The organism is Streptomyces sp. G-G2 (assembly GCF_030063135.1).
Lineage (GTDB): Bacteria > Actinomycetota > Actinomycetes > Streptomycetales > Streptomycetaceae > Streptomyces.
Map to the genome: position 1 here is coordinate 322145 of NZ_JASISO010000001.1, position 16752 is coordinate 338896.

Genomic DNA, 16752 nt, shown 5'->3' on the forward strand with positions numbered 1-16752 from the left:
ACACATGTCCAAGCACACGCTCTCCGTCCTGGTCGAGAACACGCCCGGCATCCTCGCCCGGATCGCCGCGCTGTTCTCCCGCCGCGGGTTCAACATCGACTCGCTGGCGGTCGGCGTCACGGAGCACCCCGACATCTCCCGCATCACCATCGTCGTCAACGTCGAGGCCCTGCCGCTCGAACAGGTGACCAAGCAGCTCAACAAGCTGGTCAACGTCCTCAAGATCGTCGAGCTGGAGCAGCACAGCGCCATCGAGCGCGAGCTGGTCCTGGTCAAGGTCCGCGCCGACAACGAGACCCGCTCGCAGATCGTCGAGATCGTCCAGCTGTTCCGTGCCAAGACGGTCGACGTCTCCCCGGACGCCGTCACCGTCGAGGCGACCGGCGGCACCGACAAGCTCGGCGCGATGCTGAAGATGCTGGAACCCTTCGGCATCAAGGAACTCGTGCAGTCCGGCACGATCGCCATAGGGCGCGGCGGCCGGTCCATCACGGACCGCAGCCTGCGCGCACTCGACCGCAGCGCCTGACCCGGCCTCCCGGCCCTCGCCCCGCGCAACGCCCGCGTTCGTATGGCGAGACCAAGAAACTCTGATTCCGTTCCCCGCCGTACGGTGGGTGCAACACCAGCGCACCAAGGAGATATCCCAGTGGCCGAGCTGTTCTACGAGAACGACGCCGACCTGTCCATCATCCAGGGCCGCAAGGTCGCGGTCATTGGCTACGGCAGCCAGGGCCACGCCCACGCGCTGTCCCTGCGCGACTCCGGCGTCGACGTCCGCGTCGGTCTCCAGGAGGGCTCCAAGTCCAAGGCCAAGGCCGAGGAGCAGGGCCTGAAGGTCGTCTCCGTTGCCGAGGCCTCGGCCTGGGCCGACGTCATCATGATCCTCACCCCGGACCCGATCCAGGCCGAGGTGTACGAGGCGTCCATCAAGGACAACCTCAAGGCCGGTGACGCGCTCTTCTTCGGCCACGGCTTCAACATCCGCTACGGCTTCATCCAGCCGCCCGCGGACGTCGACGTCGCCCTGGTCGCCCCGAAGGGCCCGGGCCACCTGGTCCGCCGCCAGTACGAAGAGGGCCGCGGGGTTCCGTGTATCGCGGCGGTCGAGCAGGACGCGACCGGCAAGGCCTTCGAGCTGGCCCTGTCCTACGCGGCCGGCATCGGCGGCACCCGCGCCGGCGTCATCAAGACCACCTTCACCGAGGAGACCGAGACCGACCTGTTCGGTGAGCAGGCCGTTCTCTGCGGTGGCGCCTCCGCCCTGGTCAAGGCCGGTTTCGAGACCCTGACCGAGGCCGGTTACCAGCCCGAGATCGCGTACTTCGAGTGCCTCCACGAGCTGAAGCTCATCGTGGACCTCATGTACGAGGGCGGCCTGGAGAAGATGCGCTGGTCGGTCTCCGAGACCGCCGAGTGGGGTGACTACATCACCGGCCCGCGCATCATCACCGACGCCACCAAGGCCGAGATGAAGAAGGTCCTCGCCGAGATCCAGGACGGCACCTTCGCCAACAACTGGATGGCGGAGTACAAGGCCGGTCTGCCGAAGTACAACGAGTACAAGAAGGCCGACGAGGAGCACCTCCTCGAGACCACCGGCAAGAAGCTGCGCAAGCTGATGAGCTGGGTCGACGCCGAGGACAAGTAGTCCGCCCGCGGCGGGGCCGGGACGCGCTGTCCCGGCCCCGCCGCACACCCGGGCCCCGTTGGAAGACGGCTTCCTGCACACCGCCTTGTCCACCCCGGCCAACCACGGACGGGTGATCCTTCCGGACAGGCGGATTAGCGGTGCCGCAACGCCACTACACTGCTCAACACAACGCGTCAGGCCCACAGTGTCGTGCGTCTTCCACGCGGCTACCCCCTCCACGCCTGCGGCCGTCGGGACGGCCGTCCGCACTGGACTTGTGAGGACCCACGTGAGCTCGAAACCTGTCGTACTCATCGCCGAAGAGCTGTCGCCTGCCACCGTCGAGGCTCTCGGCCCCGATTTCGAGATCCGGCACTGCAACGGCGCCGACCGCGCGGAGCTGCTGCCCGCCATCGTCGACGCCGACGCGATCCTGGTGCGCTCCGCCACCAAGGTCGACGCCGAGGCCATCGCCGTGGCCAAGAAGCTGCGGGTCGTCGCCCGCGCGGGCGTCGGTCTGGACAACGTCGACGTCTCCGCCGCCACCAAGGCGGGTGTGATGGTCGTCAACGCGCCGACCTCCAACATCGTCACCGCCGCCGAGCTGGCCTGCGGCCTCCTCGTCGCCACGGCGCGCCACATCCCGCAGGCCAACACCGCCCTGAAGAACGGCGAGTGGAAGCGGAACAAGTACACCGGCGTCGAGCTGAGCGAGAAGACCCTCGGTGTCGTCGGCCTCGGCCGCATCGGTGTCCTGGTCGCCCAGCGCATGTCGGCCTTCGGCATGAAGATCGTCGCCTACGACCCCTACGTACAGCCCGCGCGCGCCGCCCAGATGGGCGTCAAGATGCTGGCGCTGGACGAGCTGCTGGAGGTCGCCGACTTCATCACCGTGCACCTGCCCAAGACCCCGGAGACCCTCGGTCTCATCGGGGACGAGGCCCTGCACAAGGTGAAGCCCTCGGTGCGCATCGTCAACGCCGCCCGCGGCGGGATCGTGGACGAGGCCGCGCTGTACTCGGCCATCAAGGAGGGCCGGGTCGCCGGAGCCGGTCTCGACGTGTACGCGAAGGAGCCCTGCACGGACTCCCCGCTCTTCGAGCTGGACCAGGTCGTCTGCACCCCGCACCTCGGCGCGTCCACGGACGAGGCCCAGGAGAAGGCCGGCGTCTCGGTCGCCAAGTCGGTGCGCCTCGCGCTCGCCGGTGAACTCGTCCCCGACGCGGTCAACGTGCAGGGCGGGGTCATCGCCGAGGACGTGCGTCCGGGCCTCCCGCTCGCCGAGAAGCTCGGCCGGATCTTCACGGCCCTCGCGGGCGAGGTCGCGGTCCGCCTCGACGTCGAGGTCTGCGGCGAGATCACCCAGCACGACGTGAAGGTGCTCGAACTCTCCGCGCTCAAGGGTGTGTTCGAGGACGTCGTCGACGAGACGGTCTCCTACGTCAACGCCCCGCTGTTCGCGCAGGAGCGCGGTGTCGAGGTACGTCTGACCACCTCGTCGGAGTCCCCGGACCACCGCAACGTGGTCACGGTGCGCGGCACCCTGTCGGACGGTCAGGAAGTCTCGGTCTCCGGCACCCTCGCCGGTCCCAAGCACCTGCAGAAGATCGTCGGCATCGGCGAGTACGACGTGGACCTGTCGCTCGCCGACCACATGGTCGTCCTGCGCTACACCGACCGCCCGGGCGTGGTCGGCGCGGTCGGCCGACTCCTCGGCGAGGCCGGTCTGAACATCGCGGGCATGCAGGTCGCCCGGGCCGAAGAGGGCGGCGAGGCGCTCGGCGTGCTCACCGTCGACGCCGAGGTCCCGGTGGAGGTCCTCGCGGCCATCGCCGAGGACATCGGCGCGGTCTCGGCCCGCTCGGTCAACCTCGGCTGACCGGCGCTGCCGTACGAGGGGAGGGCCCGGGGGAGTTCCCCCGGGCCCTCCCTGTCTGCCGGGGCGCGTGTGCCCGGACCCCCGCGTACGCCGGGCCCGTGTGCCGGGATCCCCGCGTGCGCGTGGGGCCGTGCCGCTCTCAGGCCCGTAGGCGGGACGCCTTGAGGGCCATGTGGAGCAGCAGCCGGTCCTCGCCCGCGTCCAGGTCCAGGCCGGTCAGTTTCTCCACCCGGGCCAGCCGGTAGTACAGGGTCTGCCGGTGGATGCCCAGGGCCGCCGCCGCCCGGCCGGCCTGGCCCGCGCAGTCCAGGAACACCTCCGCGGTGCGGGCCAGTTCCGCGTGGGCGGGGGTCAGCAGGGCGCGGGCCGCCGGGTCGTCGCGGGCCAGTTCCGGGGCCGCCGCCAGGGCCGCCAGCATCCGGTACGGGCCGATCCCGGACCACTGGGCCACCGGGCCGAGCAGGGGCTGGGCCGCCGCCGCGCGGGCCGCGGCCACCGCCTGCTCCCAGGCCCCCGGCAGCCCGGCCAGCCCGGTGCGGGGGAGCCCGATCCCGGCCGTCGCGCTCCCGGGGGCGGGGGCTGGGGCGGGGGCCGGGGTCGCGCCGGGGGACGCGCTGTCCGGCGTACGGGGCGACGTAGCGGCAGGTCCGGCTCCCGGTCCGGCCAGCAGCCGGGTCGCCGCCGTGACCGCGGGGGCCGCCAGGTCCGCCGACCGCAGCCGCACCAGCACCGCCAGGGAGGCCCCGGGCAGCTCCTCGACCCCCTCGTCCCCGGCGCCGCGGGGCACCACGCACACCGCCGCCGCCCCCGGGACCGAGGGCGGGGCCTGCCCGCTCCAGGGCGTCACGCACACCACCGCGTGCGGCCCGTCCGCGTCCGGCCCCAGGGCCACCCGCAGCGCGGCCACCGCCATGTCCCGCTGCCAGCCCCGCCCGGCGGTGACCACCGCGCGGAACTCGCGGGTCAGGTCGGCCCCCGCCTTCGCCTCCTCCGCCATCAGTACGCCGATCCGCTCGGCTACCTCCATGGCCGCGTCCAGCTGCTCCGGCCCGGGCCCCGGCTCGGCGTCCAGCAGCCACACGTAGCCCTGGGCGATCCCCCGGTAGCGCACGGGCAGGCAGATCCGGCCGCGGAAGACCCCGGCCTCCGGCGCCGCGGGAATCCGTACGGGCCGCGTCGCCCGGGTGATCCCGAACCCCTCGAACCAGGACCGTACGGCCGCCGTCGACTGGCGGGTCAGGATCGAGCGGGTCCGTACGGGGTCCATCGCGAGGTCGTCATCGCTGTCGTGCGCGCCGAAGGCGATGAGGCGGAAGTCCCGGTTCTCCAGCGTCGCCGGAGCGCCGAGCAGCGCCGAGATCTCGTCCACCAGGTCCTGGTAATCGCCCTTCACGCGGACATTCTCCCACTCCCCGAGCTGCCTTTCAGACATATGTATGAGATCGGGGCCACGGATGCGTGACAGCTGTCGATGGCAGAGGATCGAGGCGATCTCTAGGTTTCACGGTGGTCCTACTTGCGACTCTTTGAACTCCCGCCACCCGTTGGAGGTGCCCGTGCTGGGTCCCGCGATCCTTGCCGCTTCGCGCAGCGACAAGATGCGCCGCATCGTTTCCGCCGCCCCGGTGACCAAGCCGGTGGTGAACCGGTTCATCCCGGGCGAGACGGTCGACCAGGTCATCCCGATCGTCGTGGATCTCACGCGGAAGGGCCTTGAGGTCACCCTCGACGTGGTCGGCGAGGACATCACCACCGCCGAGCAGTCGCACGCCGCCCGCGACGCCTACCTCCAGCTGATCGAGCGCCTCGCCGCGCTGGGCCTGGGCGAGTCGGTCGAGATGTCGGTCAAGCTCTCCATGTTCGGGCAGTCGCTGGAGGGCGGCCACGAGCTGGCCCTCGCCAACGTCCGCCCGGTCGTCGAGGCCGCCGCCGCGATCGGCACCACCGTCACGCTCGACGCCGAGGACCACACCACCCTCGACTCGATGTTCGCCATCCACGAGGAGCTGCGCCGCGACTTCCCGCAGACCGGCTGCGTGATCCAGGCGTACCTCTTCCGCACCGAGGCCGACGCCCGCCGTCTGGCCGCCGCCGGCAGCCGCGTCCGGATCGTGAAGGGCGCCTACAAGGAGCCCGCCGAGGTCGCCTACCAGAACAAGGCCGAGACCGACAAGGCGTACGTCCGCGTCCTGAAGACGCTGATGGAGGGCTCCGGCTACCCGATGATCGGGTCCCACGACCCGCGCCTGATCGCCATCGCCCAGGAGCTGGCCCGCCAGGCGGGGCGCAAGCTCGACGAGTACGAGTTCCAGATGCTGTACGGCATCCGCAGCGACGAGCACCTGCGCCTCGCCGCGGAGGGCCACCGGATGCGTGTCTACACCGCGTACGGGACGGACTGGTACGGGTACTTCATGCGCCGCCTCGCGGAGAAGCCCGCCAACCTCCTCTTCTTCGTCCGCTCGATGATCACCAAGAACTAGCCCAGAACTAGCTCAAGGAGTTACCAGCCCCATGGATGCTGTGACCCAGGTCCCCGCGCCGGTCAACGAGCCGGTCCACTCGTACGCCCCCGGCACCCCGGAGCGCGCGCGCCTCGAATTCCAGCTCAAGCAGCTGGCCGAGAACCCGATCGACCTGCCGATGACCATCAACGGCGAGAAGCGGATGGGCGGTGGCGACCGCTTCGACGTCGTCCAGCCGCACGACCACAAGTCGGCCATCGGTACGTACGCCAACGCCACGCGGGCCGACGCGCAGGACGCCGTCGACGCGGCCCTCGCCGCCGCTCCGGCCTGGCGCGCGATGGACTTCGACGACCGCGCCGCGATCATCCTGCGCGCCGCCGAGCTGCTGTCCGGCCCGTGGCGCGAGAAGCTGGCCGCTTCCACCATGCTCGGCCAGTCGAAGACCGCCCAGCAGGCCGAGATCGACACCCCGTGCGAGCTCGTCGACTTCTGGCGCTTCAACGTCCACTTCGCCCGCCAGATCCTGGCCGAGCAGCCGGGCGCGAACTCCGCCGGCGTGTGGAACCGCAGCGACCACCGCCCGCTCGAGGGCTTCGTCTACGCGATCACGCCGTTCAACTTCACGGCCATCGCCGGCAACCTGCCGACCGCCCCGGCCCTGATGGGCAACGTGGTCGTGTGGAAGCCGTCCCCGACGCAGACCCACTCCGCGGTCCTCCTCATGGAGCTGCTGGAGGCGGCCGGCCTGCCCAAGGGCGTCATCAACCTGGTGACGGGCGACGGCATCGCCGTCTCCGAGGTGGCGCTGACCCACCCCGAGCTGGCGGGCATCCACTTCACCGGTTCGACCAAGACCTTCCAGCACCTGTGGAAGACGGTCGGCACCAACATCGAGAAGTACAAGTCCTACCCGCGCCTGGTCGGCGAGACCGGCGGCAAGGACTTCGTCGTCGCGCACCCGTCGGCGGACCGCGGCATCCTGAAGACCGCCCTGACCCGCGGCTCCTTCGAGTTCCAGGGCCAGAAGTGCTCGGCGTCCTCGCGCGCCTACGTCCCGGCCTCGATCTGGAACGACGGCTTCAAGGAAGCCTTCGCCGCCGAGGTCGACGGCATCACCATGGGCGACGTCCGCGACCTGACGAACTTCATCGGCGCGGTCATCGACGAGCGCTCCTTCGCGAAGAACAAGGCCGCGATCGACCGGGCGAAGGCCGACCCGACCTGCGAGATCGTCGCGGGCGGCACGTACGACGACTCCGAGGGCTACTTCGTGCGCCCGACCGTCATCGCGTGCACCGACCCGGCGAACGAGGTCTTCACGACCGAGTACTTCGGCCCGATCCTCGCGATCCACGTCTACGAGGACGACGCCTTCGACGCGATGCTGGAGCAGATGGAGTCGGTGTCGGCGTACGCGCTGACCGGGGCCGTCATCGCCCAGGACCGCTACGCGGCGGCCGACGCGATGGAGAAGCTCCGCTTCGCCGCGGGCAACTTCTACATCAACGACAAGTCGACCGGCGCCGTCGTCGGCCAGCAGCCCTTCGGTGGCGGACGGGCGTCCGGCACCAACGACAAGGCGGGCGCGGCGACCAACCTGCAGCGCTGGACCTCGACCCGCTCCATCAAGGAGACCCTGGTGCCGCCGACCGAGTACGGCTACCCCCACATGGGCTGACCCACGCCCTCCTGAACCCCGCCCCCGCCCCGGTACCCCCAAGCCCGGAGCGGGGGCGGTCCCAGTTCCACCGCCGGTCACGGCACGAGTGCGGACGGTGGGCCGGGTCACCCCGATGGCCTCGGCGCGCATCAGGGGATCGCCGGGCTCAGACCTCGACCATGACCTGGTCCAGGGATTTGCGCAGGAGGTCCGGGACCTCGCAGTCGGGGGCGGGGTAGCCGACCGGGATGACCGCGAAGGCCTTCTCGTTCTCCGGGCGGCGCAGGACGTGGCCCAGGAAGCGCATCGGGCTCGGGGTGTGGACCAGGGCGGCCAGGCCGCTCAGGTGCAGGGCGGACAGCAGCATGCCCACCGCTATGCCGACCGACTCGTCGACGTAGTAGTGCTTGCGCTTGGCGCCGTCCGGGCCCAGCCAGTACCGCTGCTGGAAGACAACGATCAGGGCCGGGGCATCGGTGAGGTGGGTCTTGACGGCGTCGGTGCCCAGGGGGCGCAGGGCGGCGAGCCATTCGTCGCCGAGCCTGCCGTCGTAGGACACGAGTTCCTCCTGCTCGGCGGCGTCCCGGATCTGGCGGCGTACGTCGGGGTCCTTGACCAGGACGAAGGTCCACGGCTGCTGGTGCGCCCCGGACGGCGCGGTCGCGGCGCACGCGATCGCGTCCCGGACGGCCTGCTCCGGCACCGGGTCGGGGGAGAAGTGGCGTACGGTCCGCCGCTGGTCCATCCGCTCCCGCAACTCCGCGGCTCGCGCCAGGGATTCGGGGGCGGGCATCCGGTCGGGCCGGTAGGAGACGGGGCGATAGGGCTCGCCGTGGGTGGGGGTCCATTGCTGGGTCTGAGGCGACATGCGCCCGAGTCTGCCGATCACCGCCCCGGCCTGGCTAGCGCTGCGGCGCGCCCCCGGCGGAATCCGGCCGCGTGCCGCAGCCCTCCGTTGGTAGCGTCCGTGCATGGACATGTGGGACGCGACGGACGTACGGGCCCGGCTCGGCGCCCGGGCCCTGGTGCTCGCTCCGCCGCTGCCCGAGGCGGAGATCCGGGCCTTCGAGGGGGCGCACGGGATCCGGCTGCCCGCGGCGTACCGGGCCTTCGTCGCGGCGGTCGGCGACGGCCCCGCGGGGCCGCACCACGGGCTGCTGCCCCTCACCGCGCCCAGACCCGAGGCGGACGGGGAGTGGGCGGTGGACGACGAGTGGGAGCAGGACCGGCTCCCGGGCCGCCTCGCCGCGCCGTTCGAGCCCGCCGGGCGGGGCGGCCAGGGCACGCTGACCCTGGCCGAGGTGGGCTGCGGGGCGTTCTCCCGGCTGGTCCTGACCGGTCCGCGCGCGGGGGAGGTCTGGTGCTTCGACCCCGACTGGCACGGGTTCACCCCCGAGAGCCCGGACTTTCGCACCTGGTATGCGGCGTGGCTGGAGAAGGACGGGAGCACGGCATGAGCGACGGCACGGCCGCCACTGTGGGCACCGTCCTGCGGCACACCGCGCAGCTGACCGGCGGACGGCGGGCGGCGGTCCGGGAACTGCTCGACGGGGCCTTCGGCGGGGACTTCTCCGACCTCGACTTCGAGCACGCGCTCGGCGGAACGCACGCCCTGACGTACGAGGGGGACCGGCTGGTCGCGCACGGCAGCGTGGTCATGCGGCGGGTGGCGCACCGGGGCCGGTCCCTGCGGACCGGGTACGTCGAGGCCGTGGCCGTGCGGCCGGACCGGCGCCGGCGCGGTCTGGGCACGGCGGTCGTGGCCGCGCTGGAGCGGGTGATCGAGGGGGCCTACGTCCTGGGCGCGCTCTCGGCCTCCGCCGAGGGCGCCGCGCTGTACGCGGGGCGCGGCTGGCGGGCGTGGCCCGGTGAGATCGGGGTCCTCGGCCCCGGCGGCCCCGAGCGGCTCGCGCAGGAGGAGGGGTCGACGTACGTGTGGGTACCGGGCGGCGGGGTCCTCCCCGGTGAGGGCCCCGCCGGGCGGCTCGACTTCGACTGGCGCGAAGGCGACGTGCTCTAGTAGTGCCGCGTCAGCCGGTGATGCTGGGGGCGCCCGTCTCGATGTGGCCCGTGTACCGGCGCGACCAGGTGCCGTCGGAGTCCGCCAGGACGGTGAAGTCGTACCAGCCGTTGGCGTACGCCACCACGTTGAAGTAGTCCTCGCGGGAGGAGTTCGCGGGCACCGTGTAGGTCCAGGGACCGTCCGTGCGGTAGGCGTTGGAGCGGATCGTGAAGGTGACCGCCGCCGCGGAGGTGTTGGTCAGCTTGAAGTAGAGCGCGGTCTTGCCGGTGCCCGGCTCGGTCGCGAAGCGGGCCGCGACCTCGATCGCCTTGCCCGCCTTCGTGGTGTCGCCGGTGAAGCGGCGCAGGAAGCGGTTGGGGCCGACCATGGAGAGGTCGTACTTGCCGGAGCCGCTGCCGAGGCCGATGTTGAAGTAGTCGCTCGCGGTGGCGCCCGGGTCGACGGTGTACTCCCAGGACGCGGTGTCGCGGTACTGGTGGGGGCGGATCGAGAAGTGCGCCGCGCTCTTCGCCTGGGCGCCCTGGTTGGTCATCGAGAACCAGGCCAGGACCTTGCCCGCGGCGCCGAACTCGAACCGGTCGAGGTTGCCGTTGACCTGGTAGGGGAGGGCGCGCGCCGGGCGGGTGCCCGGCTCCTGGACCGGCAGCGCGTTGTCCTGCGGTGCCGGGTTGGTCAGCGGGGCGCAGGTCGACTGCCCGATCACCTTGCCGGTGGACGGGAGGCCGCCGGGGACCCCGTACACCGGGCGGGCGAAGTCGAAGACGCCGGTCAGGTCACCGGTCACCCTGCGGCGCCAGGCGCTGATGTTCGGGCAGGTGGCGGGCGTACCGAGGGCCGTCGTCCAGGTCTCCATGAAGCGGAGCACCGAGGTGTGGTCGAAGACCTCGGAGCTGACCCAGCCGCCGCGGGTCCAGGGCGACATCACGATCATCGGGACGCGGAAGCCGAGGCCGATGGGGGTGCCGTCGATGTACTCGCCAGGGGTGCCGGGCGGGGCTATGGGCGGCGGGACGTGGTCGAAGAAGCCGTCGTTCTCGTCGTAGTTGAGGAAGAGGACGGTCGAGTCGAAGACCTCGGGGCTGGCGGACAGTGCCCGGTAGACCAGGTCCACGAAGTGCGCGCCGTCGGCGGGCGGGGCGTACGGGTGCTCGGAGAACGCCTCGTTGGCCACGACCCACGAGACCTGCGGCAGGGTGCCCGCGACGACGTCGGCGCGGATGGCGGCGGCGATGTCGTCCGGGGTGGAGCCGGTGACCTTGGGCACCGAGCCCATGCCGCGGTCCCACAGCGGGTTGCCGGGGGCCGCGTCGGTGAACTTCTTGAAGTACGCGAGACCGTTGTCGCCGTAGTTGTCCTGGGCGTTCTGGTAGACCTTCCAGCTCATCCCGGCCCGCTGGAGGCCTTCCGCGTACGTCTCCCAGGTCAGCCCGGACTCGTCGCCGCCGTCCTTGCTGCCCGCGTCGACCTTGCCGCTCCACAGGAAGGTGCGGTTGGGGCCGGTGGCGCTCAGGGTGGAGCAGAAGTAGGCGTCGCAGATCGTGTAGTTGTCGGCGAGGCCGTAGTGGAAGGGGATGTCGCCGCGGTCGAGGTAGCCGAGGGTGCGGGTGTTGCCGACGCCGGTGACGAAGTTGTCCATCCGGCCCTTGTTCCAGGCCGCGTGCTGCGAGGACCAGCTGTGCGGCAGGTCGCCGTTGCACTGGGCGAGGGTCTCGCCGTCGACACCGCCCACCGCGGGGGTGGAGCTGAGCTTCCACGGGTACTGGCGGCCGCCCCAGTTGGGCTGGTTGAACATGCCCCAGCCGCCGGGGATGTTGCCCGCGGCGCGGTCGCCGAAGCCTCGGACGCCCTTCAGCTTGCCGAAGTAGTGGTCGAAGCTGCGGTTCTCCTGCATCAGGATCACCACGTGCTTCACATCGGTGATCGTGCCGGTCGCGGCGGCCGCGGCCGCCGAGGCCGTCGGCGGGGGCAGGGCAGCCCCCGCCATCAGCCCCGCGCCGATACCCACGAACCCTCTGCGGCTGATCGGTGTCACTGGCCACCCACTTCCAACTCCGGTGCCCTGTCGGCACGTCAGCCGCAAGAGTGGCGGCGCGCGGCCCAAAGGTCTACAGCCGTGCGGTAAGAGTTCGGTGAACTTCAGGTGGGGAGATTCAGCCATCGATCCTGACGAGCATCTTGCCCATATTGTCTCCTCGGAGCATGCCCAGGAAGGCCTCCACGGTCTGCTCGAAGCCCTGCACAACGGTGGTGTCGGTACCGATCCGGCCACTGCGGAGGTGCGGTACGAGGAAGTCCTCCAGCTCGTCCTGCAGATTGGTGTGATTTCGAACCAATACCCCTTCCAGGCGGAGCGACTTGTGTACGACCTCGAAGAGGTTGCGGGGCGCGGCGGGCGACCGGTCGCCGTTGTACATCGAGATCGCGCCCACCCAGGCGATCCGGCCGTACTCGCGCAGGACCTCGATGGCCCCCTCCAGGTGCTCGCCTCCCACGTTGTCGACGTACACGTCGATGCCGTCCGGGGCCGCCGCGGCGAGCTGCTCGCCGACCGGGCCGTCGTGGTAGTCGAAGGCCGCGTCGAAGCCCAGGGCCCCGGTCAGGTGGGCCACCTTGGCGGCGGAGCCCGCGCTGCCGATGATCCGGCGCGCGCCGAGCAGCCGGGCGATGTGCCCGGTGGCGGTGCCGACCCCGCCCGCGGCGGCCGAGACGAAGAGGTCCTCGCCGGCGCGCAGCCGGGCCGTGCGGGTCAGGGCGGCGTAGGCGGTCAGGCCGGTGCCGCCCAGGATGCTCAGGTAGGACTCCAGCGGGATGCCCTCGTGGCCGCGCAGGACCCGGGTGCCGGCCACGCCCCGGGTGACGAGTGCGTGCGTGCGCCAGCCCTCCCGGTGGAAGACCAGGTCGCCCTCGCGCAGCCCCGGGTCGCGGGAGGCGGTCACCCGGCCGACCGAGCGGCCCTCCAGCGGGGTGCCCAGCGCGAAGCCGTCGTCGCCGCCGTCCATCATCCCGCGGTGGTACGGGTCGACGGAGAGCAGCAGGTTCTCGACCAGGGCGGTTCCGGGGGTGGGGGAGGGGACGGGGGTACGGGCGAGGCGGAAGTCGGCGGCGGTGGGGAAGCCGGTGGGGCGGGCGCTCTGGTGGACGGCGTATGCGGTCTGCGTGGTCATGATCACGAGGCTAGGAAGGAATCCCGGGGTCGGGCAGGGGGTTGCGTTCATGGATGGTAGCCATCCATGAACGACGCTCATGGAACGAGGTGAGAGGCCCGTGGAGCTGCTGCCCCAGGAGCTTCGGGTACTGGTCGCGGTCGCCGCGGCGGGCGGGTTCTCGGCCGCCGCCGAGACCCTCGGACTGACCCAGTCCGCCGTCTCCCACTCCGTGCGCGGCAGTGAGGCCAAGCTCGGCGTGGTCCTCTTCGAGCGCGGGCGTACGGGCGCCAGGGCCACCCCCGCCGGAGAGCGCGCCGCCGCCCACGCGCGCCGCATCCTGCGGCTGTACGAGGTGATGGGCGCCGAGGCGCGCGGCGCCGGGCAGCGCACCGGAGCGGGAGGCGTCGCGCGGGACACCGTCGCGGGCCCGCTGCGCGTCACCGCCTTCCGCAGCGCCGCCCTGCACCTGCTGCCGCCCGCCCTGGAACGGCTGACCGCCCTGCACCCCGGCATCCGCCCCGAGGTCCGGGTGGTGCGCGAACTGGGCGCGGGCAGCGCCGGGGAGGTGGCCGCGGGCCGGGCCGACCTGGGCATCGCGACCCTGGGCGGGCCCGGCGAGGTACCGGCGGGGCTGCCCGGGCTGCTGACGGGGCTGCTCGTGGAGGAGGCGTACTCCCTGGTCCACCCGGCCGGGCACCCGAGCCCCCGGGAGCTGCCCCTGCTGGACTGGGACGAGAACTGCGGCTCCTGCACCCGGGACTGGTGGCGCGCCCAGGACTGGATCCCGGGCCCCACGGTCCGCGCGGAGGACGACGCGATGGTCCTGACCATGGTCGGCCGGGGGCTGGGCATGGCGATCCTGCCGGACCTCTCGCTGCGGGAGGCCACGGAGGCCGTGGAGATCACCGGTCTCGGCCCGCGCGGGCCGGTGCGGCGCGTGGGGTACGTCACCACGCCGGAATCCGCCGCAACCTTGGCCGTGAGGGCTCTGATCAGGGAACTCAGGGCCGAGAAGGCCTGAAATGGGGGCCGGGGCGGGCCCTGGGGAGGCCCTTCCGGGGGCTTCGCCGTCTCAGATAGTAGGAAGTCCGAGTAATCGCGGAGACATACGGGGCGAGCTGCCCTAGCTTGGTAGGAGCCGAACGTCTCGCTGATCCAGCGAATGGCGGTCGAGAGCGCGTGCCCCGAGACAGGCAACCCCTGTGGCGCGCAGCTCCCCGCCTCTTCCGGCGCCTTGGAGACCCCCTCTCTTCTCAAGGAGTCGAATCACCATGTCCGAGACCTCTGCCGTCCGCCGCGTCCGTCACGCCTCCCGCCCCGCCGACGCCGACCGCAAGAACGCCGCCGCAGCCCTCCAGCGGGCCCTCGACCGCCGCGACAACGGCGGCTCCACCGGCCACTGACCCGCCCCCACCTGCACGGGAGCATCCACCGCCCACGACACGTCCCGTCCACATACTGGACGGTACGTGTCGAGGGCTGGGACTGGGAGTACGGTTCCGACATGGCGACCAGCATCAATCTCGCAGTGATCCCCGGTGACGGAATCGGTCAGGAAGTCGTGGCTCAGGGCCTCAAGGTCCTCACCGCGGTCCTGCCCCAGGACGTGAAGCTGGAGACCAAGGAATACGACCTCGGAGCCCAGCGCTGGCACCGCACCGGTGAGACCCTCCCGGACGCGGACCTGGCGGCGCTGAAGCAGCACGACGCGATCCTGCTGGGCGCCATCGGCGACCCGTCGGTCCCGTCGGGCGTCCTGGAGCGCGGGCTGCTGCTCAAGCTCCGCTTCGCCTTCGACCACTTCATCAACCTGCGGCCGTCGAAGCTGTTCCCGAACACCGCCACCCCGCTGGCGGGCCGTCCGGACATCGACTTCATCGTCGTCCGCGAGGGCACCGAAGGCCCGTACACGGGCAACGGCGGTTCGCTGCGCACCGGTACGCCCGCCGAGGTGGCCACCGAGGTCAGCGTCAACACGGCCTACGGCGTGGAGCGCGTGGTGCGCGACGCCTACGACCGCGCCAACGCCCGCCCCCGCAAGAAGCTGACGCTGGTCCACAAGAACAACGTCCTCGTCTTCGCCGGCCACCTGTGGAAGAACATCTTCGACGCGGTCGGCACGGAATACCCCGAGGTCACCACCGACTACCTGCACGTCGACGCCGCGACGATCTTCTTCGTCACCCAGCCCGAGCGCTTCGACGTGATCGTCACGGACAACCTCTTCGGTGACATCCTCACCGACCTGGCCGCCGCCGTGACCGGCGGAATCGGCCTGGCCGCCTCCGGGAACATCAACCCGACCGGCGCCTTCCCGTCCATGTTCGAGCCGGTCCACGGCTCGGCCCCGGACATCGCGGGCACCGGCAAGGCCGACCCGACCGCGACGATCCTCTCCGTCGCCCTCCTCCTGCGCCACCTCGGTTACGAGGCCCAGGCCGCCCGCGTCGAGGAAGCGGTCCAGGCCGACCTGACCGGGCGCGACGGCACCTTCCGCTCCACGGACGAGATCGGCGACGCTCTCGCCGCACGAGTAGCCGGCTGACCCGGCAGCTCCACTTCCAGGAAGCCGCCGGGTCGCACACCGCACCCGGCGGCTTTTCCTGTACGGCCCCGGGTGCCACCATCTCCCCTGGGCCGCTGTCCCCTGTTCCTCCGAGGCCGCTCCGCGCGCGATAATCGAACGCGAGGCCGCGGAATACGGGGAAGCTCGGACGTCCTAGTACGCCGTGAGCGCGGTCCGCCCTACGAAACCGGTGTAAGGACAAGCACTCATGACGACACCCACGATCGAGCTGAAGCCCTCCTCGACCCCCCTGTCCGACGCGGAGCGCGAGGCGGTCCTGGCCAGCCCCGGCTTCGGCCGCCACTTCACCGATCACATGGTCACGATCAAGTGGACCGAAGGCCGCGGGTGGCACGACGCCGAGCTGGTCCCGTACGCGCCGCTGTCGATCGACCCCGCGAACATGACCCTGCACTACGCGCAGACCATCTTCGAGGGCCTCAAGGCGTACCAGCAGCCCGACGGCACCGTCTCCACCTTCCGCCCGCTGGCCAACGCGGAGCGGTTCCAGAAGTCGGCCCGCCGCATGGCGATGCCGGAGCTGCCCACCGACCTCTTCATCGCCGCCTGCGACGCGCTGATCAAGCAGGACCGCGCCTGGGTGCCGGACTCCGGTGAAGCCTCCCTGTACCTGCGCCCCTTCATGTTCGCCAGCGAGGTCGGCCTGGGCGTCCGCCCGGCCAACGAGTTCCTCTTCATGGTCATCGCCTCCCCGGCGGGCGCGTACTTCCCCCGCGGGGTCCAGCCGGTCTCCGTCTGGCTGTCCGAGGAGTACGTCCGCGCGGTCAAGGGCGGCACCGGCGCGGCCAAGACCGGCGGCAACTACGCGGCCTCCCTCGTGGCCCAGGCGCAGGCCGCCGAGCACGGCTGCGACCAGGTGGTCTGGCTGGACGCCGTCGAGCACCGCTGGATCGAGGAGATGGGCGGGATGAACCTGTACTTCGTGTACGCGGAGAAGGACGGAACGCAGCGCATCGTCACCCCGGAACTGACCGGCTCGCTGCTTCCCGGCATCACCCGCGACTCCCTCCTCACCATCGCCCGCGACCTCGGCTACACCGCCGAGGAGGGCCGGATCAGCACCGAGGACTGGAAGCGCGACAACGAGAACGGCACCCTGACCGAGGTCTTCGCCTGCGGCACCGCCGCCGTGATCACCCCGGTCGGCTCGGTCAAGTCCGAGCGCGCCGCCTGGGTCCAGGGCGACGGCGAGTCCGGCGAGGTCACCATGAAGCTCCGCAAGGCGCTGCTGGACCTCCAGACCGGCCGCTCCGCCGACACCCACGGCTGGATGCACCCGCTCGGCTAGTGCCGCGACGGGGCGAGCGTTGCCTGACGCGGCACCAGGAGCACCCGCTCCCGTACGTACGACGGCCC

The 16752-nt window shown here is 71.4% G+C and carries 15 protein-coding genes; 11 read left to right on the forward strand and 4 right to left on the reverse strand.

Annotated elements, in window-relative coordinates; genetic code table 11:
- Positions 1-4: 4 nt before the first annotated feature.
- The 3 genes from ilvN (at position 5) to serA (ending at position 3512) form a co-directional block, all read left to right on the forward strand.
- Positions 5-529: an acetolactate synthase small subunit gene (gene ilvN, locus QMF80_RS01415; protein ID WP_283448771.1), complete on the forward strand. Its 525-nt coding sequence runs from the start codon at positions 5-7 to the stop codon at positions 527-529.
- 120 nt (positions 530-649) lie between these two features.
- Positions 650-1651, forward strand: coding sequence for a ketol-acid reductoisomerase (gene ilvC, locus QMF80_RS01420; protein ID WP_283448773.1), 1002 nt, complete (start codon positions 650-652; stop codon positions 1649-1651).
- Between the two features lie 271 nt (positions 1652-1922).
- Positions 1923-3512 (forward strand): phosphoglycerate dehydrogenase, encoded by a 1590-nt coding sequence (serA, locus tag QMF80_RS01425; protein WP_283448775.1) that lies wholly within the window; start codon positions 1923-1925, stop codon positions 3510-3512.
- Positions 3513-3651: 139 nt separating this feature from the next.
- On the opposite strand, the gene QMF80_RS01430 is transcribed toward serA, so the two are convergent.
- On the reverse strand, positions 3652-4905 hold the full coding sequence (locus tag QMF80_RS01430; RefSeq protein ID WP_283448776.1) for a PucR family transcriptional regulator: 1254 nt from the start codon (positions 4903-4905) through the stop codon (positions 3652-3654).
- A gap of 163 nt (positions 4906-5068) precedes the next feature.
- Between QMF80_RS01430 and QMF80_RS01435 the strand changes: the two genes are divergently transcribed.
- Together QMF80_RS01435 and pruA are read left to right on the forward strand one after the other, a co-directional pair.
- Positions 5069-5995, forward strand: coding sequence for a proline dehydrogenase family protein (locus QMF80_RS01435; RefSeq protein ID WP_283448777.1), 927 nt, complete (start codon positions 5069-5071; stop codon positions 5993-5995).
- 31 nt (positions 5996-6026) lie between these two features.
- Positions 6027-7658, forward strand: coding sequence for an L-glutamate gamma-semialdehyde dehydrogenase (pruA, locus tag QMF80_RS01440; RefSeq protein ID WP_283448778.1), 1632 nt, complete (start codon positions 6027-6029; stop codon positions 7656-7658).
- Positions 7659-7806: 148 nt separating this feature from the next.
- Here the strand turns inward: pruA and QMF80_RS01445 are convergent, their stop codons facing one another.
- The gene (locus QMF80_RS01445) at positions 7807-8508 is read right to left on the reverse strand and encodes a nitroreductase family protein (RefSeq protein WP_283448780.1); all 702 of its coding nucleotides are present in this window, start codon (positions 8506-8508) and stop codon (positions 7807-7809) included.
- 103 nt (positions 8509-8611) lie between these two features.
- On the opposite strand from QMF80_RS01445, the gene QMF80_RS01450 reads away from it, so the two are divergent.
- Positions 8612-9097 (forward strand): SMI1/KNR4 family protein, encoded by a 486-nt coding sequence (locus tag QMF80_RS01450; RefSeq protein WP_283448781.1) that lies wholly within the window; start codon positions 8612-8614, stop codon positions 9095-9097.
- Positions 9094-9660, forward strand: coding sequence for a GNAT family N-acetyltransferase (locus QMF80_RS01455; RefSeq protein WP_283448783.1), 567 nt, complete (start codon positions 9094-9096; stop codon positions 9658-9660). Before QMF80_RS01450 ends, QMF80_RS01455 begins: the two co-directional genes overlap by 4 nt.
- A 10-nt stretch (positions 9661-9670) precedes the next feature.
- On the opposite strand, the gene QMF80_RS01460 is transcribed toward QMF80_RS01455, so the two are convergent.
- Positions 9671-11695: a phosphocholine-specific phospholipase C gene (locus tag QMF80_RS01460; RefSeq protein ID WP_283448784.1), complete on the reverse strand. Its 2025-nt coding sequence runs from the start codon at positions 11693-11695 to the stop codon at positions 9671-9673.
- Between the two features lie 118 nt (positions 11696-11813).
- The gene (locus QMF80_RS01465) at positions 11814-12827 is read right to left on the reverse strand and encodes an NADP-dependent oxidoreductase (RefSeq protein WP_283448785.1); all 1014 of its coding nucleotides are present in this window, start codon (positions 12825-12827) and stop codon (positions 11814-11816) included.
- A gap of 100 nt (positions 12828-12927) precedes the next feature.
- Here QMF80_RS01465 and QMF80_RS01470 point away from each other — a divergent pair, with 100 nt between their 5' ends.
- The 4 genes from QMF80_RS01470 to QMF80_RS01485 all read left to right on the forward strand — a co-directional run bounded on the left by QMF80_RS01470 (position 12928) and on the right by QMF80_RS01485 (position 16684).
- Entirely contained in the window at positions 12928-13830 is a 903-nt protein-coding gene (locus QMF80_RS01470; protein WP_502962731.1) for a LysR family transcriptional regulator, read from the forward strand.
- Positions 13831-14080: 250 nt separating this feature from the next.
- On the forward strand, positions 14081-14212 hold the full coding sequence (locus QMF80_RS01475; RefSeq protein WP_283448787.1) for a hypothetical protein: 132 nt from the start codon (positions 14081-14083) through the stop codon (positions 14210-14212).
- A 101-nt stretch (positions 14213-14313) separates the two neighbouring features.
- A complete protein-coding gene (locus QMF80_RS01480; protein WP_283448789.1) occupies positions 14314-15354 on the forward strand; it encodes a 3-isopropylmalate dehydrogenase in 1041 nt (346 codons plus the stop codon).
- Positions 15355-15583: 229 nt separating this feature from the next.
- Positions 15584-16684: a branched-chain amino acid aminotransferase gene (locus QMF80_RS01485; RefSeq protein WP_283448791.1), complete on the forward strand. Its 1101-nt coding sequence runs from the start codon at positions 15584-15586 to the stop codon at positions 16682-16684.
- The last annotated feature ends 68 nt before the right edge of the window (positions 16685-16752 follow it).

What these genes read in the sequence shown, in the direction of transcription:
- ilvN (WP_283448771.1), top strand. Translation starts at nt 5, where the DNA reads ATGTCCAAGCACACGCTCTCCGTCCTGGTCGAGAACACGCCCGGCATC.
- pruA (WP_283448778.1), top strand. Translation starts at nt 6,027, where the DNA reads ATGGATGCTGTGACCCAGGTCCCCGCGCCGGTCAACGAGCCGGTCCAC.
- QMF80_RS01445 (WP_283448780.1), bottom strand. Translation starts at nt 8,508, where the DNA reads ATGTCGCCTCAGACCCAGCAATGGACCCCCACCCACGGCGAGCCCTAT.
- QMF80_RS01450 (WP_283448781.1), top strand. Translation starts at nt 8,612, where the DNA reads ATGGACATGTGGGACGCGACGGACGTACGGGCCCGGCTCGGCGCCCGG.
- QMF80_RS01455 (WP_283448783.1), top strand. Translation starts at nt 9,094, where the DNA reads ATGAGCGACGGCACGGCCGCCACTGTGGGCACCGTCCTGCGGCACACC.
- QMF80_RS01465 (WP_283448785.1), bottom strand. Translation starts at nt 12,827, where the DNA reads ATGACCACGCAGACCGCATACGCCGTCCACCAGAGCGCCCGCCCCACC.
- QMF80_RS01475 (WP_283448787.1), top strand. Translation starts at nt 14,081, where the DNA reads ATGTCCGAGACCTCTGCCGTCCGCCGCGTCCGTCACGCCTCCCGCCCC.
- QMF80_RS01480 (WP_283448789.1), top strand. Translation starts at nt 14,314, where the DNA reads ATGGCGACCAGCATCAATCTCGCAGTGATCCCCGGTGACGGAATCGGT.
- QMF80_RS01485 (WP_283448791.1), top strand. Translation starts at nt 15,584, where the DNA reads ATGACGACACCCACGATCGAGCTGAAGCCCTCCTCGACCCCCCTGTCC.